This window comes from Bradyrhizobium sp. CCBAU 21365 (genome assembly GCF_015291305.1).
In the GTDB taxonomy this organism is placed as follows: domain Bacteria; phylum Pseudomonadota; class Alphaproteobacteria; order Rhizobiales; family Xanthobacteraceae; genus Bradyrhizobium; species Bradyrhizobium elkanii.
The window spans coordinates 1793601-1819692 of record NZ_CP030036.1; the positions used below are offsets into that span (position 1 = coordinate 1793601).

Here is a 26092-nt window from a genome sequence, read left to right on the forward strand (position 1 = left end):
ACAGGCCATGAAGCAGAGCTTCACAGTCCGGCAGGGCGCGCTCGACGGCGTCGAGGCATTCCTGGCCGTCGCCCAGCACCGCAGCTTTCGCCGCGCGGCGGCCGAGCTCGGCGTCACGCCGTCGGCGATCAGCCAGGCGGTGCGTGCGCTCGAGGCGCGCCTCGGCGCCGTGTTGTTCATCCGCACCACCCGCAGCGTCGGGCTGACCGACGCCGGCGAACGATTCCTGGCGCGCGCAAGACCGGCATTCGAGGAGCTGGTCGCGGCGAGCGGGGCGGCGCGCGAGCTCGGGCAGAAGCCGGCGGGGCTGCTGCGTCTCACCGTGCCGCGCTCGGTGGTGCCGATCCTGCTGGAGCCGCTGATCGCCTCGTTCTGCAAGGCCTATCCCGAGATCGAGGTCGAACTCGCCGCCAGCGAGGAACTGGTCGACCTCGCCGCCGGCGGCTTCGATGCCGGCATCCGCATGGGCCAGTTCATCAACCCGGACATGGTCGCGGTTCGCCTGACCAAACCGTTCCCGTTCGCCATCGTCGGCAGCCCGGACTACCTCGCGCGCCGCGGCCGGCCGAAACGCCCGGACGATTTGCGCGAACACGCGTGCCTGCGGCTCCGGCGATCGAACGGCGGGCTCGCGCCATGGTCGCTGAACGACAATGGCCGTTCGATCGAGCTTGCCGTGTCGGGATCCTTCATCGGCCATGATTTCCCGACGCTGGTCGGCGCCGCGGTCGAAGGTGTGGGCCTCGCGCAAGTGCCCGCACCGCTGGTATCAGGCGCCGTGAAGGAGAAGAAGCTCGTCCGTGTGCTGGATGCATTCGCGTCGACGACGCCGGGCGTGTTTCTCTACTATCCCGGCCACCGCCAGATCATGCCGAAGCTGCGGGCGTTCATCGATCATGTGAAGAGCAGGTCGGTGGCGGCGCGGTGAGGGGAGCCCGGATTTGCATTGCCCGTTCAGGTCATCTCGGAATGACGGGAGGGTCTAGGCGCGCTTCTGAGGATGCCAGTCAGGCACCGTCTTGACCATGTGCCAGACCAGCAGGTCGAGGGCGCGGGTCATGCCTTCCCGCGATCTGGTGTTGGTGAACGCCGACCAGCAGAAATCGCCGCTGGTTCGCACCGAGATCGTCGTCGTTCCGTCCAGCAGGCCGTTGTGCCACCAATTGTTGTTCGCGGTGACGAACAGGCCCTTGGCGTAGCGGGGGTTGATGGCGCTGGGGGTGCTCATGACGCGCAGGCTGTCGTCGGTCAGCAACTGCTCAGTGTCCTTGAAGCCGTCGATATGGACGAACAGCGTCGTCAAATCGCCCGGCGTCGCAATCCAGCCGCCGTGCGAATCCATCCGGGCAACGTTCATCCGGTACGGATCGCCGGTCTGGCTGTAGTACTTCACTTCGTTGCTTGCGCGCTCGCTCAGCGTATTGCCGGCAATCTGCATGCCGGTGATGCCGCATCGCTTCAGGACGGCGTCCTTGATGTATTGCTCGTAGCTCTGGCCGCTCAGCTTCTCGATCACGCGGCCGAGGATGCAATAGCCGAAGTTCGAATAGGCATAGGCTTCGCCCGGCGGACTGGTGAGCGGCATATGCTCCAGCGTCCAGCTGATCAGTTCGCGATGCTTCAGGTTCTGGTTCATGAACATCGGATCGCGAGACTGGTTTCCCCAGGTCCCGGTGGTGTGGGTCAAGAGATGCTCGATCGTGATCTGCTCGACATGGGAGCGAGACGCGCCTGACGGCATCAGGCTTTGCAGCGTGGGTGTCGTCGGATAGTCCTTGCCCAGAATGGAGCTTGCGCCGAACACATAGTCGCCGAGCCGCAATCTGCCGGCCTCGATCAAGGTGAAGATCCCGGTCGAGGTCACCGGCTTCGATATGCTCGCGATCCGGAATCGGTGTTGCGGGGTCAGTGCTTCGCCGGTCTCCCGATCCGCAACGCCGAACGCCTCGACATAAGCGGGCTTTCCCTTGATTGCGATCGCGACGGAAAGACCCGGAACGTCGTAGTCCTTCATGAAGCCGGCGGCCAGGTCAGCCATTTGCTTGCGTTGCTCCGATGTCGGAAGCTCCGCGGGCGGCTCGGCAAGGGCGGTCGACGGCCCGCAGACGATCCCTGCGGCCGATAGCAGGGTGCCCTGGAGCAACGTTCGGCGTGAAAGTGGCATGGCTGACTTGTCTGTGTTGGAGGGAGCGGCCCGCACGGTATTGCGGTTCTCTTGCTTCCGTCACGTTACGAAAGCGGTTGTGTGATTACGTCACGATGGCCCGATGGGCAATGTCGCGAGAATGCGGATATGTGACTCGCAGGCCGTGCAACACACTCGCTGTCGTCCCGGCCTAGTGCGCAATTGCGCACGGGGGCCGGGACCCATAACCACCGGGTACAGTTGTTGTGCGACGCTGCAGCCCCGGCGAATTCCATCACGCACGGCGGTGATTATGGGTCCCTGCTTTCGCACTAGGGCATGCACATATCTCTGAGGCTCCATCCTGCTGCGACGGCCAGGAAGTATTCGAGGCCATTTTTGAAGGTGATGGGCCTGGAGGTTTAGACGACGGGTAGCCGTCCCAACCGCCAAGGCGGCCGATGATCCAGGCTGCCCAGGTGAGGCTGTCGGGCGGATGTGGGTTTTTCAGTCGCTTGCTCCTGGCCTCGAGTTGCCGGTTGAGGGCGGCAAGCGCGTTGATCTCGTTGTCGTTGAAGGCAACGCGAATGGGCTGCTGACCGCCATCGCGCGCTTGCAGAAGCTGGATGGTGATGACGGCTGCCTTGGCGGCGATAGTGACCAGTTTGAGGAGACGATCGGCGGTTCCGATCTGGCTGTCTTCGAGCTTGAGGCCTTGCGTCTTCAGGACGCGGAAGAACTGCTCGATGATCCAGCGCTGCTTGTACCATTCGACGATACGCCAGGCGTCGTCGACGGTGGCGATCTCGTGAGAGGTGATCAGACGCCAGTGCAGCGGCTCTGCGCCGGGCCCGGCATTGATCTCGCACACGTCGACCACCGCCAGCGGCAAGCTTTTCGGCAAATGGCGCAGGAACTTGCTCTGCGGGCGGGCAAGCTCGATTGCGCCAAAGCGGAGTTCGAGATGGGCCTGACGTGCCGGTCGCGCCGCGCGCGCAGGCAGTTGGATCGCCCTCCGATCCACCACAGGCATGGCGTCGGTGGCCTCATACAGGCCGGTGCGGTCGGCAAGCTTGCGATCATGCATGCTGCGCGCGATGACATGGAAGTGCTGCTCGGCCGAGCTGGCATAAAGGGCAAAGATATCGCTCTCGCGATCACCGAGGACCGTCACCGTTCCGGCAGCGGTGAGCAGCGGCTTGGCCGCAATGGCGGTGGATATCCAGCGTTGCGATTCCTTGTCAGACAAGTCACGTGCGTCATGCGTCGTGGTGCGACGCCCCTGGCGCGTCCATACCTGCCCACTCAAAAGTCCAAGACAGCTGCCATCGTCGGCATCCACGGCCAGCAGCGGATGCAGCAGCACGCCGTGGTTATTGCCCTTGCCGATTTCGCCGAGCCCGCGCCGGCGTTGCGGCGTGGTGTTGAAGTGGATCTCGCTGGTGTCCTGGATCGCCAGCACATGGCGGCCCTCTACCGCGGCAACCGTGCTGTCGCCCCAGCTTTCGATGATCCGCTCCGCCGTCACCTTGTCGTGGCCGAGAAAGCGGTTGAACCGCACCTCCAGCGCACGATCACCCCTGGAAAGCCGCCGCAGGCAGACCGTCTTGCCCGCAACCATGCGTTCGACGAGCGCCGCCCCCTTTATCGAGACGACGATCCCCGAACCGTCCTAACGTCCAGTCAATTCGTAACAACACCCGACACCCCCGTCCAACCTGGAGCGTCGCAATAGAAATCACACGGATCGCCGATTCTGGAATCCCCTGTCTCCATCCCGAGCCAATCCGCCGCACCAAATACGTGCATGCTCTAGGTGGTGTGGACACTTACCGCAGCCAGAGAATGATGGCTGCGAGGGTGACGACCGCCCGATAATTTCGAGCGGTCTTTTCGAAGCGGGTTGCGACACGGCGGAATTGCTTGAGCTTTGAGAAGCAGCATTCCACGAGATGGCGCTGGGCATAGAGATGCTTGTCGAGCGGATATTTGAGCGCGCGTGACGGGTTGTTGGGGATGACGGCAAGCGCGCCTTTGGCAGCGATGGCTTGGCGCAAGTGATCGGCGTCATAGGCCGTATCGCCCATGACGACCTCGGCAGGCAATCCCTCGATCAACGCGGCGGCTTGCGGTGCATCGCCCTTCTGGCCTGCGGTGAGGGTGAACCGCACGGGGCATCCCAACCCCCGAACGGCCAGATGGATCTTCGTGCTCAGACCACCGCGCGAGCGGCCGAGCGCCTGATCTTCAGACCCCCTTTTTTGGCCCCGGCAGCGTGCTGGTGGGCGCGGACGATGGTGGAATCGACGATCAGATATTCGAAGTCCGGATCATCAGACATCGCCTCAAAAATCCGCCACCAGACGCCTTTGGCACTCCATCGACTGAAGCGCCGGAACACGCTGTTCCAATCTCCGAACGCTTCCGGAAGATCACGCCAGGGAGAGCCCGTACGCACGATCCACAGCACCCCTTCCACGAACATCCGATTGTCGCGGCCGGTCGAACCCTTCTGGTCCGGCCGGCCTATGATCAACGGCGCCATCCGCTCCCACGCCGCGTCGTTCAAAACCAAACGATCCATCACGCCCAAGACTGCCTCCCCAAAAGCAGTCTTGAATCTGATTTGGTCCTAAAAGGGAATCCTTAGAGTCCACACCACCTAGTGCTTTCGCAGGGACGACATTGAGAATGAAGCGCGCGCGTAGGCGCAACCTCACACCTTCTCCTTCACGAACCGGTTCCGCAATATCCCGATCCCCGTGATGTCGATCTCGACCACGTCGCCGTCCTTCAGGTCCGGCGAGGCGCCGTCGGTGCCCATCCAGATCACATCGCCGGGCGACAGCGTGAAGTATTTCGAGAGCTCGACGAGGAACGGCACGATGCCGAAGATCATCTCGTTGGTGCGGAAGCGGCCGGTCTCCTTGCCGTTGACGCGGATCGCGGTCTCCATGCGGTCGAGGTCGACATCGGTCTCGATCCAAGGGCCCATCGGCTTGAAGGTGTCGGCGTTCTTGGCGCGCCACAGCCCGCGATCGGCCTTCTGCCAGCTGCGCTCGGAGACGTCGTTGCCGATGGTGTAGCCGAACACGCAGTCCATCGCGTTGGCCTCGGTCAGATGCCTGGCTTTCTTGCCGATCACGACGACGAGCTCGCCCTCGTAATGGATCTTCTCGGTGGCACCAGCCGGAATCACGACGTTCTCGTCATGGGCGATCAGCGCGTTCTGCGCGCGGTAGCCGATCTCGGGACGGTCAGGCACGTTCGGCACGGTGCCGGCCTTGTCGGCGGCTTCCTTGAGGTGCTTCAAATAATTCAGCCCGACGCAGTAGAAGGTGCGCGGGATCAGCGGCAGCTCGATCTTGACGTCCTTCAACGCATGCGTCTTCGACGTCTTGTTCCATTCGCCGAACGGATCGCCATTGACGGTGGTGACGGTGTCGCCCTCGACGAGGCCCCAGGAAGTATCGCCCGCGGCAGTGAATTTCAGCCAGCGCATGATGATGTCCCTCTATTCCGCGGCCTGCGCGCCGGTCTTCCAGGCGCCCGCGGCGGGGCGCTTGAGCCCGAGATTTTCGCGCAGCGTCGTGCCGGCGTAGTCCTTGTGGAACAGCCCGCGCTTCTGCAGCTCGGGTACCACGTGGTCGACGAAGTCGGCATAGGAGCCCGGCACGTAGCTCGCCGCGACGACGAAGCCGTCGCAGCCGCGATTGACAAACATCTCCTCCAGCCGGTCGGCGATCTCCTTCGGGCCGCCGACCAGCGCGTCCTGCACCTGGCCGCGGCCGGAGAAGGTGATGAAGTCGCGGGTCGAGGGATTGCTCTTGCCGGAGGTGCGCAGCACGCCGTCACGGATGCCGAGCATGCCTTGCATGCCCTGCAGCTCCTCTGATGTCAGCGGCTCGTCGATCGGTTTGGCGCCGAAATCGAAGTTGAGGCCTTCGGCGAGCAGCGACAGCGCGTCGATCTCGAGCGGCAGCTTCTGGATCACCGCCATCCGGTCCTCGGCCTCGGCCTTGGTCGCGCCGGTGACCGGCGTGATCAGATTGCAGAGGAACATCTGGTCGGGATCGCGCCCGGCCTTGGCGGCTTCGCCCCGGATCGCGTCATAGCCCTGCTTGGCATTGGCGAGGTTGCGCGCCGCGGTGAAGATCACTTCGCCCCAGCGCCCGGCAAAGCGCTGGCCGCGGCCGGAGGCGCCGGCCTGGATCACGACGGGGTGGCCCTGCGGCGAGCGCGGCACCGTGAACGGGCCGCGCGAGGTGAAGAACGCGCCCTTGTGGTCGAGCCGCTTCACCTTGCTCGGATCGGCGAAGCGGCCGCTCTTCTTGTCGATCAGCAGCGAGCCGTCTTCCCAGGCATCCCAGTGGCCGAGCACCACCTCCATGAACTCGTCGGCGCGGTCATAGCGGTGATCGTGCTCGAGATGCTGCTCGCGGCCCATGTTGAGCGCTTCGCCGTCATTGACCGAGGTCACCACGTTCCAGGCGGCGCGGCCACCCGTCATCAGGTCGAGCGTGGCGAAGCGGCGGGCGACGTCGAACGGCTCGAAATAGGTGGTGGAGGCAGTCGAGGCGAGGCCGAGCTTGGTGGTGACCATGCCCATCGTGGTCAGCACCACGATCGGGTCCATCTTCACGCAGCGGATGCCGTATTCGACGGTGTGGGCGTGATCGTTACCGTAGCGATCGGGCATTGCGAGACGATCGTCGAAGAACGCCATGTGGAACTTGCCGCGCTCCAGGATGCGCGCGATCTCCTGATAGTAATCCGCCGACATCGAATCGTCGCGCGACTCCGGGTGGCGCCAGGAGCCCGGCAGGTTGGTGCAGTTCTGCGCCTGCAAAAAGCCAACCAGCGCCATTTGCCGTGTCATGTCGTTCTCCTGTGTCCGGAACTATCAGCGAAGGTCGAGCTGGTCGGTGAGCTTGTAATCGGCGGCGAGCGCCTTGAGCTTGTCCCAGGTCGCATCCTCGATCTCGATGCCGTCCTTGCGCCGCTGCTGCTCGCGCAGATATTCGATCTCGCCCGGATAGAACACGCCGCGGCTCCCTTCCGACGGCGGCGTCGATTTCAAATAGCGGGCGAAGTCGGCGACTTCCTTCCTGAAGTCCTTGAGCGGACGGAATGCGGCGACGTTGAACACCGCCATGAAGCAGCCGTCGTTGTGCCGGCCGGTCGGCTCGACGCCGAAGCCGAGCCCGGTCAACAGGCCGCACAGCACCTCGACCATCGCGGCAAGGCCCGAGCCCTTGTAGCCTTCGCTGCCGCCGAGCGGCAGCAGCGCACCGCCCTTGCGGTAGTCCTTCGGGTCAGTGGTGTCGCGCCCTTCGGCATCGATGATCCATCCCTTCGGGATGCTCTCGCCGCGCGCCACCGCGAGCTGGATCTTGCCGGCGGCGACCGCCGAGGTCGCCATATCGAGGTAGAACGGCGCCTCGAGGTCGGACGGCACCGCGATCGAAAGCGGGTTGGTGCCGAGCCGCGCTTCGCGGCCGCCGAACGGTGCGACATGTTTCGGCGAACGGCCGGAATCGGCAGCCGCAATCCCGATCATGCCTTCGCGCATCGCCATCATCGGGTAATGCGCGAGCCGTCCGACATGGCTCTGCCGGAACACGGTGCAGGCCGCGACATTGGCGGTCTTCGCCTTGTTGATGGTCATCTCCATCGCCTTGGCGTTGACGTGGAAGCCGAAGCCCCAATGACCGTCGATTACGGTCGTGGTCGGCGTCTCCTGCACGATGGTCCATTTCGCGCCGGGCACGATGTGGCCGGCCTTGATGCGGTCGATATAGGTCGGGATCGCGATCACGCCGTGGGAGTCGTGGCCGGCGAGGTTGGCGTTGACGCAGCCGGAGGCGACGGCGCTCGCTTCCTCCTCCGATGCGCCGGCGCCCTTGAGGAGCGCCGCGCCGATGCGCGTGAGACGGTCGGCCTGGACGATCGGCATGGGATTTTCCTCGCGATCTGCCCGCGTGATGCGCGGGTCGTGCTTGCTGTTGTCGACGTCATGCTCTCAAAGCGCCGAGGGGCGAGCAAGGGCAGAAAATCCGGGCGGCCATACCGCCAGCAGGGTGCTCGCCGCCGCTATTTCACGGAGTGGAACGGGCGCGGTCGCGTTGCGGAATTTAGCTGCTCCGGCGGCGCGAGCAGGACGTCCATCCGCGCCTCGCCGCCCTCCGCCTCAGGCTGGCACATCGGTGTCCGTAATATCCCGGAAAACCGCCGCCGGCGTTCGTCAGCCGTTTACTTTGTCGTGCAACTTGCCGGATACGCTAACCACCACTTAGGCCTCTCGCGGGCAATGTTCCCCGCCAGATTGAAGGGGTTGGCCCCGGGGCCTTCAAGGATCGTGCAGTCGAGCATCGGGCGTACATTCGCGGCGTTGAGTGCCACCAACGAAGCGATCCTGTACGCGAAATCACCAGAAGAATTGTACGGTAAGGTCTGTGAAGCCGCGTTCTCGAGCGGGAGCTTCCTGGCCGCGACCGTGTTTTTGCTGGAGCCGGATACCGGTCTCCTGAAGTTCGCGGCTGGCTACGGCGACGATGTCGCGCGACTACGCAGCATCACCATTTCCGCGATCGCCAACACCCCGGAGGGAGAAGGCGTGGCCGGCCGCGCGTTCCGCGACCAGAAGGCCTGCGTCCGCAACGACTATGTCAACGACGCTGTTTCGGCAGCTTGGCGCAGCGGCGCGGCAGCGGCCGGCGTCGGGGCGGCCGCCGCGGTGCCGCTGGTTTGCAACCGGCGCAGCGTCGGCGTCTTCATGGTGACGCAGCGCGAGATCAATTCGCTCAGCGACGAGGCCGTTTCGCTGCTGGAGCGCATGGCCGCGAACGTGTCCTTCGCGCTCGATAATTTCGACCACGAAGCCTCGCGCAAGAGCGGCGAGCGGGCGATGCGCCGGCTCAACCGCATGTTCGGTGCCATCAGCGCAACCAACGAGGCGATCCTTCGCGCCAAGACCGAGCACGATCTCTATCAGCGGGTCTGCGATGCCGCGGTGTTCAGCGGAAAGTCCTTCGCCACGGTGGTGCTGCTGGCCGAACCCGACACGCACTGGTTCGAGCCTGTCGCCGGCACCGGCGAGGCGCTCGACCTGATCACGCAGACGCGCTTCTCGACCGATCCGGACAACGTCTACGGCAAAGGGATTTGCGGCGAGGCGTTCCGGACCCAGCGGCCCTGCGTCGAGCACGATATCCCGATATCGATGAGCCCGTCGCATATGCCGGTCGGCGGCAGCGGCCTGATGGCCTGCGTCGCGCTGCCGCTGACCCGGTTCGGCAAAAGCGTCGGCGTCCTAATCTTCTTCACCAGCAATTCCTGGGCGCGTGACGAGGAGATCATCGCGCTGCTCGCGGGGATCGCCGAGAATGTCTCGGTCGCGCTCGACAATTTCGGCCGTGCCACCGAGAAGGCCAGGGCCGATGCCGAGCGCGAGCGGCTGTCGCGGATGTTCGCGGCGCTGAGCGCGACCAACGAGGCGATCATGCGCGCGCGGTCGCGGCTCGAGATGTTCGAGCTGGTCTGCGCGGCGGCGGCGCATGGCGGCGGGTTCAACTCCACCAGCATCCTGATCGCCAAGCCCGGCGACGATTTCCTGGAGATGATGGCGGTCGCGGGGCCTACCGCAGCAAATGCGCGCCGCCTCAACGTCTCGCGCAGCGAGGCACGCCCCGAAGGGCGCGGCGTCTGTGGCCGGGCGTTCCGCTCGCGGCGCGCCTGCATCAACAACGATTTTCTGGGCGACGTCGCCAGCAATCCGTTCCGCGACGTCATCGACCGCGAGGATGCGCGATCGGGCGCGGCATTTCCGCTGATCGTCGACGACGAGCCGGTCGGCGTGATGCTGTTCATCTCCGCCAAGCGCAACACCTTCTCGGCCGAATTCGCCGAGCTGCTGCAGCGGCTCGCCGACAACGTCTCCTATGCGCTCGGCAGCTTCGACCGTGCCGACGAGAAGGCGCGGACCGAGGAGCAGAAGGAGCGGCTGCGGCGGATGTTCGCGGCGCTGAGCGCGACCAACGAGGCGATCATGCGGGCGAAATCCCGCGGCGAGCTGTTCGATCTGGTCTGCGATGCCGCGGCGGTCGGCGGCCAGTTCGTCTCGGCCACGATCAGGCTGGTGCGCCCCGGCGAGGTCTTCCTAGACAATGTGGCCGCCTCGGGCCCCGACCGGGTGCGGGCCCGCGAAGTTCAGCTGTCGGCCGACGCGACGCGTCCGGAGGGGCAGACGCTGACCGGCGTTGCGATCCGCACGCGTCGGCCCTGCATCAGCAACGACTATCTCAGCGACTTCGGCCCCGAATCGCACGTTTATCCGGCCGTGCGCGACAGCGGCAGCAAATCAGGCGCAGCCCTGCCGCTGCTCAAGAATGGCGAGGCGATCGGCGCGCTGGTGTTCCTCTCAAGCGAGTTCGGCACCTTCAGCCCGGAGATGATGGCGCTGTTGCAGCGGCTTGCCGAGAACGTGTCGTTTGCGCTGGCCAATTTCGACCGTGCCGACGAGAAGGCGCGGGACGACGAGCAGAAGGAGCGGCTGTCGCGGATGTTCGCGGCGCTGAGCGCAACCAATGAGGCGATCATGCGGGCGAAGTCCCGCGCCGAATTGTATCGACTGGTCTGCGCGGCGGCGGCGACCGGCGGCAAGTTCACCTCGACCACGATCGCGCTGGCGCAGAGCGGAAGCGACTATCTGCGGATCGTCGCGATTGCGGGGCCGGCGGCCGAGGGCGCGCGCCAGGTGACGCTCTCGACCAGCGAGGCGCACCCCGAGGGCCGCGGCGCCTGCGGCCGGGCGTTCCGCTCCGGCAAGGCGTGCATCATCAACGACTATTTTGCCGATGCCGAGACCGCCGCCTTCCATGAGCGCGCCCGGCTCGATGGAACGCAGTCCAGCGCCTCGTTTCCGCTTGTTGTCAGCGGGCGGGTGGTCGGGGTCATGATCTTCGTCGCGCTCGACAAGGACACCTTCACGCCGGAGTTCGCCGAGCTGCTGCAGCGCCTCGCCGACAATCTGGCGTTCGCGCTCGAGAGCTTCGATCGCGCCGATGAGAAGCACAAGGCCGACGAGCGCATCGAATACCTTGCCTCACACGACAGCCTGACCAATCTGCCCAACCGCGAGACGTTCAACGAGATGCTGCATCACGCGATCTCGGCGGCGGATCGCCATCGCCGGCAGCTCGCGGTGCTGTTCATCGATCTCGACCGTTTCAAGGTGATCAACGACTCGCTCGGCCACGACGCCGGCGACATGCTGCTGGTAGCGATCGCCGGGCGGCTGCAAGGATCGTTGCGCGCGAGCGACGTGGTGGCGCGGCTCGGCGGCGACGAGTTCGTGGTCATCCTCGAGGAGACCACCGAACGGGACGACGTCGAGCGCATCGCCGGCGATCTGCTGATCTCGCTCAGCCAGCCGTTGACGATCAGCGGACATGAGTGCCACACCACGGCCTCGGTCGGCATCGCGATGTATCCGGCCGACGGCTCGGACGTGCAGACGCTGACCAAGAATGCCGACATGGCGATGTATCTCGCCAAGGAAGACGGCAAGAACGGCTTCCGCTTCTTCTCCAACGAGATCAGGGCGCAGTCGATCGAGCGCCTGACGATGGAGAGCGCATTGCGCCGCGCGCTGGAGCGCAACCAGTTCTCGCTCGACTATCAGCCCAAGGTCGACATGGCGAGTGGAGCGATCAGCGGCGTCGAGGCGCTGCTGCGCTGGACCCATCCGGAGCTCGGCAAGGTATCGCCGGGGCAGTTCATTCCGCTCGCCGAGGAGATCGGCCTGATCGTGCCGATCGGCCGCTGGGTGCTGAAGGAAGCCTGCGCGCAGAACATGGCGTGGCAGCGCCGCGGCCTCAGGGCCGTGACGATGGCGGTCAACCTTTCTCCGCGGCAGTTCGGCGATCCGAATCTGCTCGACGACATCGACGCGGCGCTGGAGAAGAGCGGCATGTCGCCGGCGCTGCTCCAGCTCGAGGTCACCGAGAGCATGGTGATGCGCAACGTGACGCGCGCGGTGCGCGTGCTCGACGCGATCCAGAATCGCGGCATTCGGCTCGCGATCGACGATTTCGGCACCGGCTATTCGTCGATGTCGCTGATGAAGCAGTTCCCGATCGACACCATCAAGATCGATCGCTCCTTCGTGCGCGACCTGCCCAATGATTCCGAGGACGTCGCGATCGCGCAGGCGATTATCAGCATGGGCAAGGCGCTCGGCATGACCATCGTCGCCGAGGGTGTCGAGACCTCCGAGCAGCAGGAGTTCCTGCGCGCCCATGCCTGCGACGAGATGCAGGGCTTCCTGTTCAGCCGGCCGCTGCCGCCGCGCGATCTCGCCGAATTGTTGAAGCCGTCGCAGGCAGAGGCCTCGCCGCCGCTGCAGCCGTCGCTGGATGGCGAGGCGGCCGGCGAGGCCGGGTCGGATCTAGGGCGGAAACGCGCTGTCGTCTGACGGCTGCACGGGCAGGTCGCGAACGTCGGAATCGGTCGATGCGACCTTGCGCGAGAAATCATAGGGCCACGGCAGGATGTCCTGGCCGGCCAAAGTCTGGCGCAACACAAGGGCAGCCTCCGCAAAGCGCGCACCGTCAGGCAGCCGCAGCCGACGGCTCCAGGCGGCCGGCAGCGGTTCGGCGGCATCTCGCATCTCGAATGCCGGCCCCCACCACCAGGCCGGCGCGGGCGGCCGTTCCGGTTCAGGAATGGCGCGCCAGCGCGCGAACTCGTCGACGATGCGGGCAAATTGCAGCTTGGCGGCGGGATGCATCGAAGGCCTTTCCTTGGGCCGGGATGATAGCATCGCTCCCACCTCGCGCAACGCGGCTATTGGCGGCCGTGCTGCCAATGCGCCGTCACGTCGGAGCCCGATTTGTTGAGGTGGACGTGCTGGTCGACATGGTCGACCCAGGACAGCGGAATGAAGTGATGGTGCTGACCGTCAGGTGAGCTTTGCTTGGTCAGCTTGATCTTGTCGGTGCCTTCCATGTGGTCGACCTTGCCGACCGTCTTCTTGTCCGACGAAATCACATCCATATGTTCCCGAATGTCGGCAGTGTTCGCCATGCGTCATCTCCTGGTCATGCTGATGAGGATGAAACGCCGCGTGGATGCAAAGGTTGCTAGCCGGTTCCGGCTACTTCTGCTCGACCTCGGTCGCGGTGGCCGGGCCTTCGCCCATGATCAGCAGCACGGCGTCCTCGTCCTTGGCGCCGTCCCAGTGCACCTCTTTGCCAAAATGGGTGACGAAGCTGCCGGCCGGCATCGCCACGGTGCCGTGATCGGGATCGAATTTCGGACCCGAGCCGACCCACCAGGTGCCCTTGAGTACCACGATGTAGCGGTCGTTGGGATGGAAGTGCGGACGGCTGAAGTGATTGCCCTTGGTCCATTTGGTGTAGACCATGTAGAAGTCGGGCTTCGAGGGATCGCCGACCACGACCGCGTTCTGCGCACCGCGCGCATCGACCGGGCTCCAGGGAATCTGATCCGGCAGCTTGTAGGTGACGGCGGCCGGATTGAGCTCGGCCGCGGAGCTGACGCTCAGCATGCCGGCGAAGGCCAGCGGCATCATCAGGTATCGCCATGATCGGTTCGACGCCGTCATCGGTATGCTCCCAGATCGGATTTCCCGGGCGACTGCCGCGCCCGTATGCCGCGCAAGCTAGTCGCCCTCGCTTCCGCCGGGCAAGACGCGTCCGTGCATGTCTGATCTCGGGATTGCGACAGCGATCCGTGACACAACGCAGTTGCAATATGAAAAAGCATTTACGCCGCCGCAGACGATGATAGGTTGCGCGCCAACCAAAAGACGGGAGGACAACCTTGAAGAAGCATCTGTCGATACTGGCGGCGGGACTTGTGATCGGTGCGGCCGCGCTGCAATTTTCCACCACCGCCTCGGGGGACGACGGCTGGGTGACGCTGCTCGACAGCTCCAAGAAGGGTGACTGGGACGAGGTCGGCAAGGCCAATTGGGCGATGAAGGACGGCGCGCTGGTCGCCGACAAGCTCGACGGCAAGGATCTCTCCTATCTCGTCAGCAAAAACCAATACAAGGATTTCCAGATCCGGGCCGAGTTCTGGACTGACGAGGATGCCAACAGCGGCATCTTCATCCGCTGCGAAGGCAACAAGGTGATCGACTCCAAGGTCTGCTACGAGGTCAACATCTTCGACAAGCGGCCGGACCCGACCTACGGCACCGGCGCGATTGTCGACGTCGGCAAGGTCGATCCGATGCCGAAGGCGGCCGGCAAGTGGAACGTCTACGAGATCACGGCGCAGGGGCCGCATTTCGTCGTGACGCTGAACGGCCAGAAGACCGTCGACGCCCAGGACTCCAAGCACGCCAACGGCTACATCGCGCTTCAGTATGGTTCGGGCGTGGTCAAGTTCCGCAAGGTGCAGATCAAGCCGCTCTGACGGCGTCGGTTGAGCGGGGCCTCGGTCGCAATGCGATCGGGCCCCTCTTCATCGAGGAGCACTGTCGGTGGTAGAGACCTTCCGATCGTCGCCTTGCGTGCGCAGATGATGGCCGATCACGAGCCCGGTCAGGCACAGCAACAGCCCAAGTGCCGGCGGCGCAAACAGCGCCTCTTCCTGGAAGATGCCGTTCACCAGCACGACCATCGTGCCGAAGGCGGCGAGCCCTTGCATGAGAATTCCCGACGAGGCGTAGAGGCGCCAGGCCTTCAGCGCCATCGCCAGGAAGTAGCCGAGCGGCACCAGCGAGCCGATCCCCATCTGGTAGAGCAACACCCCGACGGCGCTCTCCACCGCGCCGTCCATCGTGCCGGCCGCCTGCGCGGCGTTCCAGTCGATCGAGAAGTAGCCTTCGGAGAGGTTGCCGCCGACGCCAAGTCCGCGGCCGATCGGGTTCTGCCGGAATCCATCCCAGCCGCCCATGAAGCCGATCACGTGGAAGTCGCCGATCTGGAGTCCGATATAGATCGCGGCAATGGCGTACAGCACGAGCCCGACCAGCGCCACGGCAAGGGTGATGGTGGCGCCGAGCAGCCAGGTTGCCGTCCAGGCCAGGGCGACGAAGATGACCAGGATGAGCGCGCCTTTCACGCTACAGCAAATCAGCAGCGGGATTGCGGCCAGCGCCAGCCAGCGATATCCGACCGCGAACAGGAACAGGACGGAGAAGGCGATCCCGTAACCGAAGCTGATCGGGCTCATATTCGGCCCGAAGATACGCAGCAACGACGAGAGGCCGAGGTCCTCGAACAACGGGCTGTTGAGAAAGCTGAAACGGAAGCGGTCGATCAGATCCACCGGCACCCTGCCGGTTGCGCGCATCTCGGCCTCCCAGGATCCGGAACGGGTCGCCTTCAGCTCGTCGAAATGCCAGAACGTGTAGCCGTTGGTGATGGAGAGCCAGAAATCGCGAAACAGCAATTCGACATATCCGCAGACGATCAGCAGCGCGGCAACGGTCACCAGGAAGGGCGTGATGCGGATCTCGAAGGTTGCGGCCGTCAGCAGCGATAGCTGAAACAGAAACAGCGGCAGCGCGATGTTGCGCAGATAGACCAGGGCCGCGTGCGAATCCTGCGTGGCGCCGAGCAGGAAATACGCGGTCACGGTTGCGAGGGTGATCAACCCCCATTTCATGATCCGGTCGATCTCGGCGGAATGTTTCCGCTCGTGCAGCGCATAGAGCGCCAGCGTGACCAGCCACATCACCGCGCAGACCAGGAAATTGTAGCCCTTGACGAAATCCATCTCCTGCTCGGTCGTCATGTAGGACGACAGAATCGAGACGAAGAGATTCTGGAAGAAGATGATGAAGATGGCGATCGACGGCGCGTAGGCCGGCACCGCAAGCACGATGGCGCAGCCGATCAGGCCTTCGACGACGATCGCGAGCCCGGCGTTGGCCGCCTGCATGATCGGTGCGAATGCGATCGATGCCACGGCGATGCCGAGTGCAGGAATCAGGTCGCCGGCCAACAGCGGCCGCGGGGCTATCTCTGCTCGCACAGGCTCTGACCTAACGTGACCGGACGTGTGGGCGTGCCACACCAGCATCGTCGATCTAGCCGCGCATTGTGTAAGAACCGGTTAACCAGATGGGTCAGCGGGTGCCGAGCAGGGCCCGCAGCGCATCGCGGTCGGCCTTGCCGGTGACCGGGTCGGCGAGGCCGAAGCCCTGCGACAGCTCCCAATGGGTCCAGCCCCAGCACTGTTGCCGGGCGTAGGCCGTCACGCCGGCGAGCCAGCGCAGCCGGCTGTCGCGCGGCGCTCCGGCCTTGAGCACACCGAATTCATTGATGATGATCGGCCGCGAATATTGCCGTTGCCAGGCGGTGGCAGGCTCGAGCCATTTGTCGATGCCGCGGTCGGGAATGGCGCGGTCCACCATTGCCAGTGCCTTGCGCTTGTCCAGCGCGGTGAGCTGCTCCCGAAGCTGTTGAACCCCGGGATCGTCGGCGCGGACCGGAAAGGGCAATCCGGTGACGTCGTGCAGCGGCTCATTCGGATCCCAATGGGCCTGATGGGTAAACACCATCGGATCGTAGAAATGGATGGCATAGACGACGTTCGGATCGTCGAGCGGCGTGAAGCCCGGCAGCGAATCCGCGCGCTGCCAGTTGACCGGCCCGGTGACCAGCGTGGTTTGCGGCAGCAGGCCGCGAATGAAGCCGGCCAGCTCCCGGACTTCGCCCTGCCATTGCGCGGCCTCGACATCCGGCTCGTTCAACAGTTCCGCAAACACACGGTCGGACGGATAGCGCTGCATGACCGTTGCGAGCTCGGTCCAGGCGCGCCTCAGTTCGGTCATCGCACTGGTGGGATCGTCCTTGTGCAGCGCGTTGAAGCGCTCGCCGGAATGCAGGTCGATCGACACCGCATAACCGAAGCCGAGCAGGGTCTTGAGCGCCGCATCGACGGTGCGCAGGCGGCTGTCGATCTCCGCTTTCGCAGCGAAGCGCGGCATGACGAAGTCGGCGGGCACCGGCAGCCGGATGTGGGTCATGCCGGCCTTGCGCAGCTCGAGCAGCAGGCCGCGGGGCGGCGCCGACCGGGGATCGGTGATCCAGCCGTCGGCATTGACGCCGCGTGACAGCGCCTTGAGCCGGTCGGCCGGCACGCCTTCGATCAAGGCGGGGCAGGCCCGCGCGGCGATCGACAGCAGAATGGACGCGCTGACCGCGAGGGCAAGCATCGATGGCCGCGTCATGACCGATCGGCGTGCGATGGTTGTCGCGGGATCGTGACGGGTTGCGGGGCGCTCACGAATATACTGCCTGTTGTGTTCGAGCCGGCCGGGGTCGCGGGGCGTCGTCCGAAAGATAGCTCGGCCAAGCAACGATGCGGTAAAGACGTAACACGAAAATTTAACTTATCCGCCTTCGTCGACTGTCCACGAGAAGCGCAAACGAAGCGCTTGGTCGCGACCGCGCCGTGCTGGCGCTGCGTCACTGTCCGAAACTCTCGGCGCGGCTGAACTAGATCCCTCGGACCACGCCCGGCTGGCCCGGTGCGCATTCCAGCGCAGCACGGTCCCAGTTCGCATTGATGGCCGCCGCCTCATAGCTCGATTGCAGGAATTCGAGCAACGCCTTGTCGGGGTCGGCAGCCGTCCGCACGGCATCGTAAGGCAGGATGAATTCGCCGAGCGCCTCGCTGAAGAAGGCGGCGTCGGGCCGCACTGGCGTGCTGCGATAGCCCGCGGGCTCCGGATAGGCGTAGGAATAGAACGCGGGATAATCGATCGCGCCGCCGCCCGGCCAGAAGCCGGCGCTGCTGACCTCGTGCGAATAGGCCTCGTGCGCCACCTCGTCGGGCAAATGGGGGACGCCGCCGGGATGCCGCGGCGCGGTCCTGCCGGAAAACCGCGTCACCGCGAGATCGAAGCTGCCCCAGAAGAAATGCACCGGGCTCGCCTTGCCGAGAAAGCCGGTCCGGAATTGCTTGAACACGCGGTCGCAGTTCACAAGGATCTGGTGAAACCGGCGCACGGCATCGGCGTCGTACGACGCATGCTGCGTATCCTGCGAAAACCGGATCGGATCGGCGACTTCGTTCGGGATCTCGTCAATGGCGACGTCGATGCCGAGGTCCTTCAGATTGGTCATGACCGCCGCGTAGAAGCTCGCGACCGATTGACCGGCCAGCGCGAATTGCCGTTCGGTGCCGTCGCTGGTCGAGATGCGGAGCATGTGATCGATGAAATCGAAGTCGATCTGGAACGTGCGATCGCCGTCGGGGATCGGCGAGGTGGTCAGCCCGCGCGCCGTGACATAGAGCGTGACGTGCCAGGAGTGATTGAGCCAGGGCGACTTCGCCAGCCGGATCTTGCCGGCGATCTGGGTGAAGAGCTGGAGCGTGGCGCAGCTGTCGCGCCACGCCGCGGTCGGCAGTTCCGGCCAGCGGGTCTTCTGTGTGTTGGTCATGACAAACCTCTGGGCTGCGCCGACAAGCTGCCTTGCGGCATACCACGAAAATGGTCCCGATGATTTCGGGAACCGGTGCTTCCAAAAACAGCGGACAGGCCGGCAATCCGTCAGGGAGAGTGCCGCCCTGTCGCGCAAGAGTCCGGCCGGGTGTGAAACCCAGCCGGCTTCACCGTGCGGCTCAGCCGCGCAGCTTCTTCGCGGTCTCCGCGATCGCACGGCCCTGATAGCGGGCGCCGGCGAGTTCGTTCTCGCTCGGCTGGCGGCTGCCGTCGCCGCCGGTGATCGTGGTTGCGCCGTAGGGCGCGCCGCCGGTGACCTCGTCGAGCCTCATCTGTCCGGCAAAGCCATAGTTCAGACCGACCACCGTCATGCCGAAATGCAGGAGGTTGGTGATGATCGAGAACAGGGTGGTCTCCTGGCCGCCATGCTGGGTCGCGCTCGAGGTGAAGGCGCCGCCGACCTTGCCGTTGAGCGCGCCCTTGGCCCAGAGGCCGCCGGCCTGGTCGAGGAAGTTGGCCATCTGCGAGGCCATGCGGCCGAAGCGGGTGCCGGTGCCGACGATGATCGCATCGTAGTTGGCGAGATCGTCGATCTTGGCGACCGGCGCGGCCTGGTCGAGCTTGTAGTGCGAGGCCTTGGCGACTTCGGCCGGCACCAGCTCGGGCACGCGCTTGATGTCGACAGTGACGCCGGCTTCGCGCGCGCCTTCCGCGACGGCATTCGCCATGGCTTCGATGTGACCGTAGGCGGAGTAATAGAGAACGAGAACCTTGGCCATGATGGCCTCCTTTGGGTGGGGGAGAGAAGTTGGGTTAGGGGTTGTCATTGCCGGGCTTGACCCGGCAATCCATCGTTCTCAGAGACTCTTCCGAAGGGGATGGATGCCCGGGTCAAGCCCGGGCATGACGCGTGGGGGTTGGGTTACGCCGCGTCGACCAGCACGAGCTCGGCATCTTCGAGCGCGGTGATCTTCAGCTTGGCTTCATCGCGGATCGCGGCGCCGTCGCGCGCATTGACGCGCACGCCGTTGACCTCGATGCTGCCGGCCGCCGGCACCAGATAGAGGTGACGGGCCTTGTCGGCGGAATATTCCGCGCTCTCGCCGGCCTTCAGCGTGGTGGCGAGCACCCGCGCATTGGCGCGGATCGGCAGCGCGTCGTCGTCGCCCTCGATACCCGAGGCGATGGTGACGAGTTTGCCGGAGCGGTCCGCCTTCGGGAACGGTTTCGAGCCCCAGGTCGGGTGGCCGCCCGTCGTCGTCGGCTCGATCCAGATCTGGAAGATCTTGGTCTTCGCCGGCTCCAGATTGTACTCGGAGTGACGGATGCCGCTGCCGGCGCTCATCACCTGGACGTCGCCGGCTTCGGTGCGTCCCTTGTTGCCGAGCGAATCCTGGTGCGTGATCGCGCCTTCGCGAACATAGGTGATGATCTCCATGTTGGCGTGCGGATGCGCCGGAAAGCCGGAATTGGGCGCGATCTCATCGTCATTCCACACACGCAGTGCGCCGTGGCTGACATTGTCGGGATCGTAGTAGCTCGCGAACGAGAAGTGGTGCTTGGCCTTCAGCCAGCCGTGGTCGGCGCCGCCAAGCTTTGCGAATGGTCTGAGTTCGATCATGGTCATTCCCCTTGATGTCGATGTTGAGGAGCGGGCCGGGCGCTCTGCGCCCGGCGTCTCCAGAAAATTTGCGATCAGGCGCCGAAGCCGCCGTCGACGTTGAGGACGGTGCCGGTCACGAACGAGGCTTCCGGGCTTGCCAGGAACACGACGCCTGCGGCGACCTCCTCGGGGCGGCCGAAGCGCTGCAGCGCGTGCTGCAGGCGTTGCGTCTCGGCAAACTCGCCGCCGTCCTTCGGGTTCATGTCGGTGTCGATCGAGCCGGGCTGCACCACGTTCACCGTGATGCCGCGCGGTCCGAGGTCGCGCGCCGCGCCCTTAGTGTATCCGACGACGGCCGCCTTGGTGGCGACGTAGTCGGCAAGGCCCGGGAACGAGGCGCGGTCCGCCAGCATGGAGCCGACGGTGACGATGCGGCCGCCTTCACCCATCAGCCTGGAGGCGGCGCGGATTGCGGTGATCACGCCGTCGATGTTGATCGCCTCCTGGCGGGCGAGCGTCGCGGTGTCGGCCTTGGGATCGTCGACCGCGCCGCCCGATGCGACACCGGCGTTGTTGACCAGGATGTCGAGCCGGCCAAAATCCTTGGCGACGGTCTTCACCAGCTGATCGACATCCGATGACGAGGCCTGGTCGGCCTTGTAGGCGCGGGCGTTGACGCCCTTGCCCTTCAACTCGGCGACGACGGCCTCGGCCTTCTCGGGAGAGGCAACGTAGCTGATCGCGACGCTCGCACCTTCCGCGGCGAGTGCACGGGCGCTGGCCGCGCCGATGCCGCGCGAACCGCCGGTGACGAGGGCAACCTTGCCTGAGAGCTTCTTGGTCATTGGATTTCTCCATCGGTTGAATTTGTTGGCACTTGGATATGCCTCCGGCTGTGGTATAGAAATAGAAACTATTGAAACTCATTGTTTCCATTTTGAGCAATCAGGACAGCGGCCCATGTCGAAACTGCCGGACTTCGAGGCGCTCGCGATCTTCGCAAAAGTCGTGGAATTACGGTCATTTGCGGCCGCCGCGACCGAGCTCTCGCTGTCCAAGGCGACGGTGTCCAAGGCGGTCAGCCGGCTGGAGGAGCGACTCGGCGCCCGGCTGTTCAACCGCACCTCGCGGCGGCTGGCGCTGACCGATGCCGGCCAGAAATTGTCGGAGCGCGCCGCGCGGCTGCTCGCCGATGGCGAGGCCGCCGAGAACGAGGCGTTGGCGCAATCGACCACGCCGCGTGGCCTGGTGCGGCTCGCGGTGCCGATGAGCTTCGGCATCAAGACGGTGGCGCCGCTGCTGCCGGAATTCATGGAGGCCTATCCGGAGGTTTCGATCGACCTGCATTTGAGCGACGCGACGGTCGATCTGATCGGCGAGGGCTTTGATGCCGGCCTGCGCATCGCGCGGCTGCCGGATTCCTCGCTGATCGCGCGGCGGCTGTGCGGCATGCCGCGCTACACGGTGGCCGCGCCGTCCTATCTGAAGCGCCACGGCCGGCCGACCCATCCGATGCATCTCGCCGAGCACAAATGCTTCGGCTACGCCTATCTCTCGACCCAGGGCGTCTGGCACTACACCAATGCGTCGGGCGAGCAGGCGAGCGTGCGTCCCGCCGGCCAGCTCCGGGTCAACAACGGCGAGGCGGTGATGCCCGCGCTGCTCGCGGGACTCGGCATCGCCGATCTGCCCGACTTCATCGTCGGCGATGCGATCGCGCGCGGCGAGGTCGAGGTGATCCTGAAAGGCTGGAAGCAACCCGAAGGCGCCGTGCATCTCGTCACCCCGCCGGGCGGACCGCGTCCCGCGCGCGTCGAGGTGCTGGCGGATTTCCTGGCCAAGCATTTCGCCAAAGGGCGCGCGCAGCGGAAATAGAAATCCGCACGCGGACCGGCGGAGGCACATCCGGCCCGCGCCGCCACATTCGTGTCATCCCTTTTAAATTGTATAACTTATGTGAACTAACCCATGATCGTGGGCTGCCGCGATCGTCTATTTCTGCGTCCTGAACCGGTGTTGCCGCAAAGCGCATTTTCGGAGGAACCAGATGATTGATCTGACCAAGCATGATTTCACGTCATTGTCGGTGAAGGACCTGCTCGATGCCCGCGAGGCCTATCACGTGCACCTGGCCCATCTGCAATCGGTCTACGCCACGGCGATCGGGCGCTATCTGATCCGGGACAACGATCGCAACGCGACGGAAAGAAAGGCGCACTCCAAGCCGCAGGCGCTCGGTCCGCGCACGCTGTTCAATTCGTCGGTCAAGGACTGGTCGTGGCCCTGCATCCTCGTCTTTGTCCGCGACTGGATGAAGCGCTCCGAGCTGAAGAACCATCCCGAGAAGCAGGACCAGCTGGTGCCTCCGTTCCTCTATCTGCCCGACGGTCGCGTCGTGCCCACCTGCGTCGTCAAGGTCGATCCGAACGAGGGCAGCCCCGGCACCATCGATCCGCCGGTGTTCAAGAGCGATCTGGTCGGCGGCGGCTTTCCGGCGCAGACCATGATCCAGGGCAAGATCCACCGTGGCTCGATCGGCTGTCTCGTCACCAATGGCGAGACCGTGTTCGCGCTCTCCAACCGTCACGTGGTCGGCGCCGCCGGCCGCGAAATCTTCGCCGGCTTCAAGAACACCGACCGCCGCCTCGGCGTCAGCGATGCGCTGCAACTCGGCAAGCGCGCCTTCAGCGAGGTCTATCCCGGCTGGCCCGGCCCGCGCGTCGTCGCCAATCTCGATGCCGGCCTGATCCGCGTCGATGACGTCAAGGGCTGGACCGCACAGGTTTACGGCGTTGGCCAGGTCGGCGACGTCGTCGATCTCAATGTCGGCACCTTCCGTCTCGACATCATCAACCAGCCGCTGATCGCGTTCGGTGCGACCAGCGGATTGATGAAGGGCAAGATCCTCGGCCTGTTCTATCGCTACAAGACCGTCGGCGGCATGGAATATGTCAGCGATTTCGTGATCGGCCCGCGCAACGGCGACACGCCGCTCAACAATTATCCGGGCGACTCCGGCACGGTCTGGTTCGTTGACGATCCGGACGCCAGGAAGAACGCCAGCGGCGCGCGGATCCTCAGTCCCCTGGCGCTCGAATGGGGCGGCCAGGAACTGTTCGGATCGAGCGGCAAGGTCCCGATGCAGGTTGCGCTCGGCATCTGCATGGCGACGCTGTGCCGCGAGCTCGATGTCGAGTTGATCGGCGACTGGAACGCCGGCCACACCGAGTATTGGGGCGAATGGGGCCACGTCAAGATCGGCGCCTACGCGACCGGTCTGATCGATGCGAAGCTGCCCAAGCTCGCCACCATGATGGACGCCAATTCCGACAATATCGGCCTCGACGACAAGCTGCTCGCCGACCTCAAGCCGCATCAGCGAGGCACGTTCTCGCCGCTGGCCGATGTCGCCGACCTGGTCTGGCGCTTCACCCGGCACACCGACGAAAGCAACCATTTCGCCGACATGGACAAGCCGGGCAGGGACGGCAAGACGCTGCTCGACCTTTGCGCGGAGTCGACGCGCAACGTCGATCCGAAGGTCTGGAACGACTATTACGAGGGGATCGGCGAGGACCGGCGCGGCGCGCTGCCGTTCCGGGTCTGGCAGATTTTCGACGAGATGGTCGAGTACGCCGCCGCCAACAAGAAGCTGGAATTTGTCTGCGCCGCGGGCATTGTCGCGCATTACATCGGCGATGCCTGCCAGCCGCTGCACATCTCTCAATTCCACCATGGCCTCGATCCGAACGACAAGGCGCACGCCAAGGTGCACAGCGTGTACGAGACCACGATGATCGGCCGCCACGGCAAGGATCTCATCAAGATGATCCCTGACGCCCGGACCAGCGACGTTGCCGAGATCGTCCCTGGCGGCACGCCGACCGGCCGCGACGCCGCGGTTGCCGTGGTCGCGCTGATGCAGCGGACCGTGAAGCGGCTGCCGCCGATGACCATCGTCAACCTGTTCAATTCGCATATGGGCAGCGGCCAGGTCGAGGCGCTGTGGTCGAAGCTGAAGGACGCCACCGCGGCCTGCATGCAGGACGGTGCCAAGACCCTGGCCCGGGTCTGGGAAGCGGCCTGGCGCGCCGGTGCGGGCGAGGACCGCGGGCAGGGCGGCAAGTTCGATCAGGACAGTTTGAGCGAGCTCTACAACGACCCGAGCTTCCTGCCGGCGTTTCCGCTGCAGCAGCTCACACTGGATGCCGACGACCACCTCGTTCCGATCGGAGGCCGCAGCACGCGGCGCCGCAGCGTGACGACGGCGCGACGCGCGCGTCCGCAAGCAGCGAAGAAGACCGCTAAGAAAGCTGCGAGGGAAACGGCCAGGAAGGCGCCGAAGAAGGCGGTGGCGCGCAAGCGGCCGGCCGCAGCAGCTCCAGTCCGACGCGCGGCCGCCAGCAGGAAGACCGCGACCAAGCGCGGCGCGGCCGGCAAGCGGTCGGTCGGAAAGACCCGCAAGGCGGCGCGCCAGCGTTAGAGCAAGGCGACTTACATCGCATCGCGCAGCGGACTCAGTTTTACCTCGCCCCCCGTGCGGGGAGAGGTATAGGCCGCCTTTGGCGGCCGTTCTCAAGAACGCCGAAGCGGAGCTTCGGCTACGACGCATCGTTAGATGCGTTCCGGGTGAGAGGGAGCCGCCACAAGTCCAACTGTCGCCATTTACGCGGAGGCAGCCCCTCACCCCAACCCTCTCCCCGTAAGAACGGGGAGAGGGAGCACAGCGCCGTCGTTATTCGATCGAATCTCAGCATGTACTCGGCCCGACCCGCCCGGCTCGATCTTCCCCATCGGTCAGTCCGCACCGGATGCGGCAGCGGGACGCTTGAGATGCGCCTCCCGCTCCTGCACGATGCGAGCAAGCCGCGGCTCTGACCGCGGCGTCGCGATCGGCTGCGATCGCCAAAAAAGATGACTCGGGAGAAACTTTCGATGAACCGCCGCGAACTCCTGCGCGCCGCCGCCGCATTGCCGCTTGCGCAGACTGCGCTCGCCAACTCCGCGTTTGCGCAAGGCGCCTATCCCAACCGCAACATCACGATGATCGTGCCGTTTCCGGCCGGCGGCCAGGCCGACCTTGCGGCGCGGCCGGTGGCGCTCGCGCTGGAGCGCATCCTCGGCAAACCCGTGATCGTCGACAATCGCGCCGGCGGAGCAGGTGGATCGATCGGCAATGCACAGGCCGCGCGCGCCGAGCCCGACGGCTACACGCTGCTGATGACGCTGTCCTCGCTCGCGGTGCTGCCGGAGGCCGACCGGCTGTTCGATCGTCCGGTGGCTTATGAGGTGTCGCAGTTCGCGCCGATCGCGCGCGTGCTCGCCGACCCGACGCTGCTGGCGGTGCCGGCCTCGGCGCCGTGGAAGTCGCTGCAGGAATTCGTCGACGACGCGAAGAAGCGCCCGGGACAGATCCCTTACGGCTCGTCCGGTCCGTACGGCACGCTGCATGTCGCGATGGAGATGTTCGCGGCAAGCGCGGGAATAAAGCTGCTGCACGTGCCGTTCCGCGGTGCAGGCCCGGCGCTCACCGCGCTGCTTTCCGGCACGGTGCAGGCATTGGCGTCGGCGCCGGGCACGCTCAAGCAGCAGGTCGAGGACGGCAAGATGCGCGTGCTCGCCAATTGGGGCGCCGAGCGGATCGCGAGCTTCCCCGATCTGCCGACCTTTAAGGAGCTCGGTTACAAGGACGTCGAGTTCTACATCTGGGCGGGATTGTTCGCGCAGTCAGCGCTTCCGGTGCCGATCATGGACCGGCTGCGCGCGGCGATGGCCGATGCCGTGAAGGCGCCAGAGGTGATCAAGACCTTCGAAACCGCGGGCAGTCCGGTCGCCTATATGGACGCGCCGGCGTTCTCAAAATTTGTTGCAGACGACAGCGCGCGGTTGATCGCGGCGGTGAAAAAGATCGGCAAGGTCGAATAGGGATCTCCCC

Annotated in this window: 21 protein-coding genes; 6 read left to right on the forward strand and 15 right to left on the reverse strand. The window is 65.0% G+C overall.

Going from position 1 to position 26092, the window contains the following annotated elements; translation table 11 throughout:
* The first annotated feature begins 7 nt into the window (after window positions 1-7).
* A complete protein-coding gene (locus XI02_RS08460; protein ID WP_172648586.1) occupies window positions 8-928 on the forward strand; it encodes a LysR family transcriptional regulator in 921 nt (306 codons plus the stop codon).
* A gap of 54 nt (window positions 929-982) precedes the next feature.
* Here the strand turns inward: XI02_RS08460 and XI02_RS08465 are convergent, their stop codons facing one another.
* The 6 genes from XI02_RS08465 to XI02_RS08490 form a co-directional block, all read right to left on the reverse strand.
* Window positions 983-2038 carry a serine hydrolase gene (locus XI02_RS08465; protein ID WP_244980772.1) on the reverse strand — a complete coding sequence of 352 codons (1056 nt, stop codon included), beginning with the start codon at window positions 2036-2038 and terminating at the stop codon, window positions 983-985.
* A gap of 382 nt (window positions 2039-2420) precedes the next feature.
* The gene (locus tag XI02_RS08470) at window positions 2421-3746 is read right to left on the reverse strand and encodes an IS4 family transposase (protein ID WP_244980771.1); all 1326 of its coding nucleotides are present in this window, start codon (window positions 3744-3746) and stop codon (window positions 2421-2423) included.
* A gap of 208 nt (window positions 3747-3954) precedes the next feature.
* Window positions 3955-4718 (reverse strand): IS5 family transposase gene (locus XI02_RS08475; RefSeq protein WP_085967191.1). Its coding sequence is split into 2 segments (ribosomal slippage): window positions 3955-4380 and window positions 4383-4718, totalling 762 coding nucleotides; the frame shifts between segments, so codons are not numbered across the junction.
* A gap of 123 nt (window positions 4719-4841) precedes the next feature.
* On the reverse strand, window positions 4842-5627 hold the full coding sequence (locus XI02_RS08480) for a fumarylacetoacetate hydrolase family protein (protein WP_018269753.1): 786 nt from the start codon (window positions 5625-5627) through the stop codon (window positions 4842-4844).
* A gap of 12 nt (window positions 5628-5639) precedes the next feature.
* Complete coding sequence (locus tag XI02_RS08485; protein WP_026192240.1) at window positions 5640-7004, reverse strand: LLM class flavin-dependent oxidoreductase; 1365 nt, start codon at window positions 7002-7004, stop codon at window positions 5640-5642.
* A 24-nt stretch (window positions 7005-7028) separates the two neighbouring features.
* Window positions 7029-8081: an Ldh family oxidoreductase gene (locus XI02_RS08490; RefSeq protein ID WP_172648584.1), complete on the reverse strand. Its 1053-nt coding sequence runs from the start codon at window positions 8079-8081 to the stop codon at window positions 7029-7031.
* 402 nt (window positions 8082-8483) lie between these two features.
* Between XI02_RS08490 and XI02_RS08495 the strand changes: the two genes are divergently transcribed.
* Window positions 8484-12599, forward strand: a complete 4116-nt coding sequence (locus XI02_RS08495; protein ID WP_172648583.1) for a GAF domain-containing protein — start codon at window positions 8484-8486, stop codon at window positions 12597-12599.
* Here XI02_RS08495 and XI02_RS08500 read toward each other — a convergent pair.
* The 3 genes from XI02_RS08500 to XI02_RS08510 form a co-directional block, all read right to left on the reverse strand.
* Window positions 12573-12914, reverse strand: coding sequence for a hypothetical protein (locus XI02_RS08500; RefSeq protein WP_016846165.1), 342 nt, complete (start codon window positions 12912-12914; stop codon window positions 12573-12575). The genes XI02_RS08495 and XI02_RS08500 overlap by 27 nt on opposite strands.
* A gap of 56 nt (window positions 12915-12970) precedes the next feature.
* A complete protein-coding gene (locus tag XI02_RS08505) occupies window positions 12971-13210 on the reverse strand; it encodes a DUF2171 domain-containing protein (protein ID WP_069278269.1) in 240 nt (79 codons plus the stop codon).
* A 70-nt stretch (window positions 13211-13280) separates the two neighbouring features.
* Complete coding sequence (locus XI02_RS08510) at window positions 13281-13751, reverse strand: cupin domain-containing protein (protein ID WP_244980770.1); 471 nt, start codon at window positions 13749-13751, stop codon at window positions 13281-13283.
* 218 nt (window positions 13752-13969) lie between these two features.
* Here XI02_RS08510 and XI02_RS08515 point away from each other — a divergent pair, with 218 nt between their 5' ends.
* Window positions 13970-14569, forward strand: a complete 600-nt coding sequence (locus tag XI02_RS08515; RefSeq protein ID WP_016846162.1) for a DUF1080 domain-containing protein — start codon at window positions 13970-13972, stop codon at window positions 14567-14569.
* Window positions 14570-14617: 48 nt separating this feature from the next.
* Here XI02_RS08515 and XI02_RS08520 read toward each other — a convergent pair whose 3' ends face one another.
* From XI02_RS08520 to XI02_RS08545, 6 genes are all read right to left on the reverse strand, one after another.
* Window positions 14618-16135, reverse strand: a complete 1518-nt coding sequence (locus XI02_RS08520; RefSeq protein ID WP_244980769.1) for a hypothetical protein — start codon at window positions 16133-16135, stop codon at window positions 14618-14620.
* A gap of 94 nt (window positions 16136-16229) precedes the next feature.
* A complete protein-coding gene (locus tag XI02_RS08525; RefSeq protein WP_172648582.1) occupies window positions 16230-17336 on the reverse strand; it encodes a glycoside hydrolase family 5 protein in 1107 nt (368 codons plus the stop codon).
* A 268-nt stretch (window positions 17337-17604) separates the two neighbouring features.
* On the reverse strand, window positions 17605-18552 hold the full coding sequence (locus XI02_RS08530) for a DUF5996 family protein (RefSeq protein ID WP_172648581.1): 948 nt from the start codon (window positions 18550-18552) through the stop codon (window positions 17605-17607).
* A 181-nt stretch (window positions 18553-18733) separates the two neighbouring features.
* Window positions 18734-19333 carry an NAD(P)H:quinone oxidoreductase gene (gene wrbA, locus XI02_RS08535; protein ID WP_016846158.1) on the reverse strand — a complete coding sequence of 200 codons (600 nt, stop codon included), beginning with the start codon at window positions 19331-19333 and terminating at the stop codon, window positions 18734-18736.
* Window positions 19334-19476: 143 nt separating this feature from the next.
* Window positions 19477-20175, reverse strand: a complete 699-nt coding sequence (locus XI02_RS08540) for a pirin family protein (protein WP_026192241.1) — start codon at window positions 20173-20175, stop codon at window positions 19477-19479.
* 74 nt (window positions 20176-20249) lie between these two features.
* Complete coding sequence (locus tag XI02_RS08545) at window positions 20250-21002, reverse strand: SDR family NAD(P)-dependent oxidoreductase (RefSeq protein ID WP_172648580.1); 753 nt, start codon at window positions 21000-21002, stop codon at window positions 20250-20252.
* A 115-nt stretch (window positions 21003-21117) separates the two neighbouring features.
* Here XI02_RS08545 and XI02_RS08550 point away from each other — a divergent pair, with 115 nt between their 5' ends.
* The 3 genes from XI02_RS08550 (at window position 21118) to XI02_RS08560 (ending at window position 26082) form a co-directional block, all read left to right on the forward strand.
* Entirely contained in the window at window positions 21118-22032 is a 915-nt protein-coding gene (locus tag XI02_RS08550; protein WP_016846155.1) for a LysR family transcriptional regulator, read from the forward strand.
* Between the two features lie 172 nt (window positions 22033-22204).
* Window positions 22205-24640, forward strand: a complete 2436-nt coding sequence (locus XI02_RS08555) for a hypothetical protein (protein ID WP_172648579.1) — start codon at window positions 22205-22207, stop codon at window positions 24638-24640.
* A gap of 452 nt (window positions 24641-25092) precedes the next feature.
* Window positions 25093-26082 (forward strand): tripartite tricarboxylate transporter substrate binding protein, encoded by a 990-nt coding sequence (locus tag XI02_RS08560; protein ID WP_172648578.1) that lies wholly within the window; start codon window positions 25093-25095, stop codon window positions 26080-26082.
* Window positions 26083-26092: the final 10 nt, after the last annotated feature.

Bases quoted from the DNA above. Each gene is read 5' to 3' on its own strand.
- XI02_RS08470 (WP_244980771.1), bottom strand. From the start codon at position 3,746: ATGGTTGCGGGCAAGACGGTCTGCCTGCGGCGGCTTTCCAGGGGTGAT.
- XI02_RS08545 (WP_172648580.1), bottom strand. From the start codon at position 21,002: ATGACCAAGAAGCTCTCAGGCAAGGTTGCCCTCGTCACCGGCGGTTCG.
- XI02_RS08555 (WP_172648579.1), top strand. From the start codon at position 22,205: ATGATTGATCTGACCAAGCATGATTTCACGTCATTGTCGGTGAAGGAC.
- XI02_RS08460 (WP_172648586.1), top strand. From the start codon at position 8: ATGAAGCAGAGCTTCACAGTCCGGCAGGGCGCGCTCGACGGCGTCGAG.
- XI02_RS08530 (WP_172648581.1), bottom strand. From the start codon at position 18,552: ATGACCAACACACAGAAGACCCGCTGGCCGGAACTGCCGACCGCGGCG.
- XI02_RS08500 (WP_016846165.1), bottom strand. From the start codon at position 12,914: ATGCATCCCGCCGCCAAGCTGCAATTTGCCCGCATCGTCGACGAGTTC.
- XI02_RS08490 (WP_172648584.1), bottom strand. From the start codon at position 8,081: ATGCCGATCGTCCAGGCCGACCGTCTCACGCGCATCGGCGCGGCGCTC.
- XI02_RS08485 (WP_026192240.1), bottom strand. From the start codon at position 7,004: ATGACACGGCAAATGGCGCTGGTTGGCTTTTTGCAGGCGCAGAACTGC.
- XI02_RS08510 (WP_244980770.1), bottom strand. From the start codon at position 13,751: ATGACGGCGTCGAACCGATCATGGCGATACCTGATGATGCCGCTGGCC.
- XI02_RS08550 (WP_016846155.1), top strand. From the start codon at position 21,118: ATGTCGAAACTGCCGGACTTCGAGGCGCTCGCGATCTTCGCAAAAGTC.
- XI02_RS08480 (WP_018269753.1), bottom strand. From the start codon at position 5,627: ATGCGCTGGCTGAAATTCACTGCCGCGGGCGATACTTCCTGGGGCCTC.
- wrbA (WP_016846158.1), bottom strand. From the start codon at position 19,333: ATGGCCAAGGTTCTCGTTCTCTATTACTCCGCCTACGGTCACATCGAA.
- XI02_RS08505 (WP_069278269.1), bottom strand. From the start codon at position 13,210: ATGGCGAACACTGCCGACATTCGGGAACATATGGATGTGATTTCGTCG.
- XI02_RS08540 (WP_026192241.1), bottom strand. From the start codon at position 20,175: ATGATCGAACTCAGACCATTCGCAAAGCTTGGCGGCGCCGACCACGGC.
- XI02_RS08465 (WP_244980772.1), bottom strand. From the start codon at position 2,038: ATGGCTGACCTGGCCGCCGGCTTCATGAAGGACTACGACGTTCCGGGT.
- XI02_RS08525 (WP_172648582.1), bottom strand. From the start codon at position 17,336: ATGACGCGGCCATCGATGCTTGCCCTCGCGGTCAGCGCGTCCATTCTG.
- XI02_RS08560 (WP_172648578.1), top strand. From the start codon at position 25,093: ATGAACCGCCGCGAACTCCTGCGCGCCGCCGCCGCATTGCCGCTTGCG.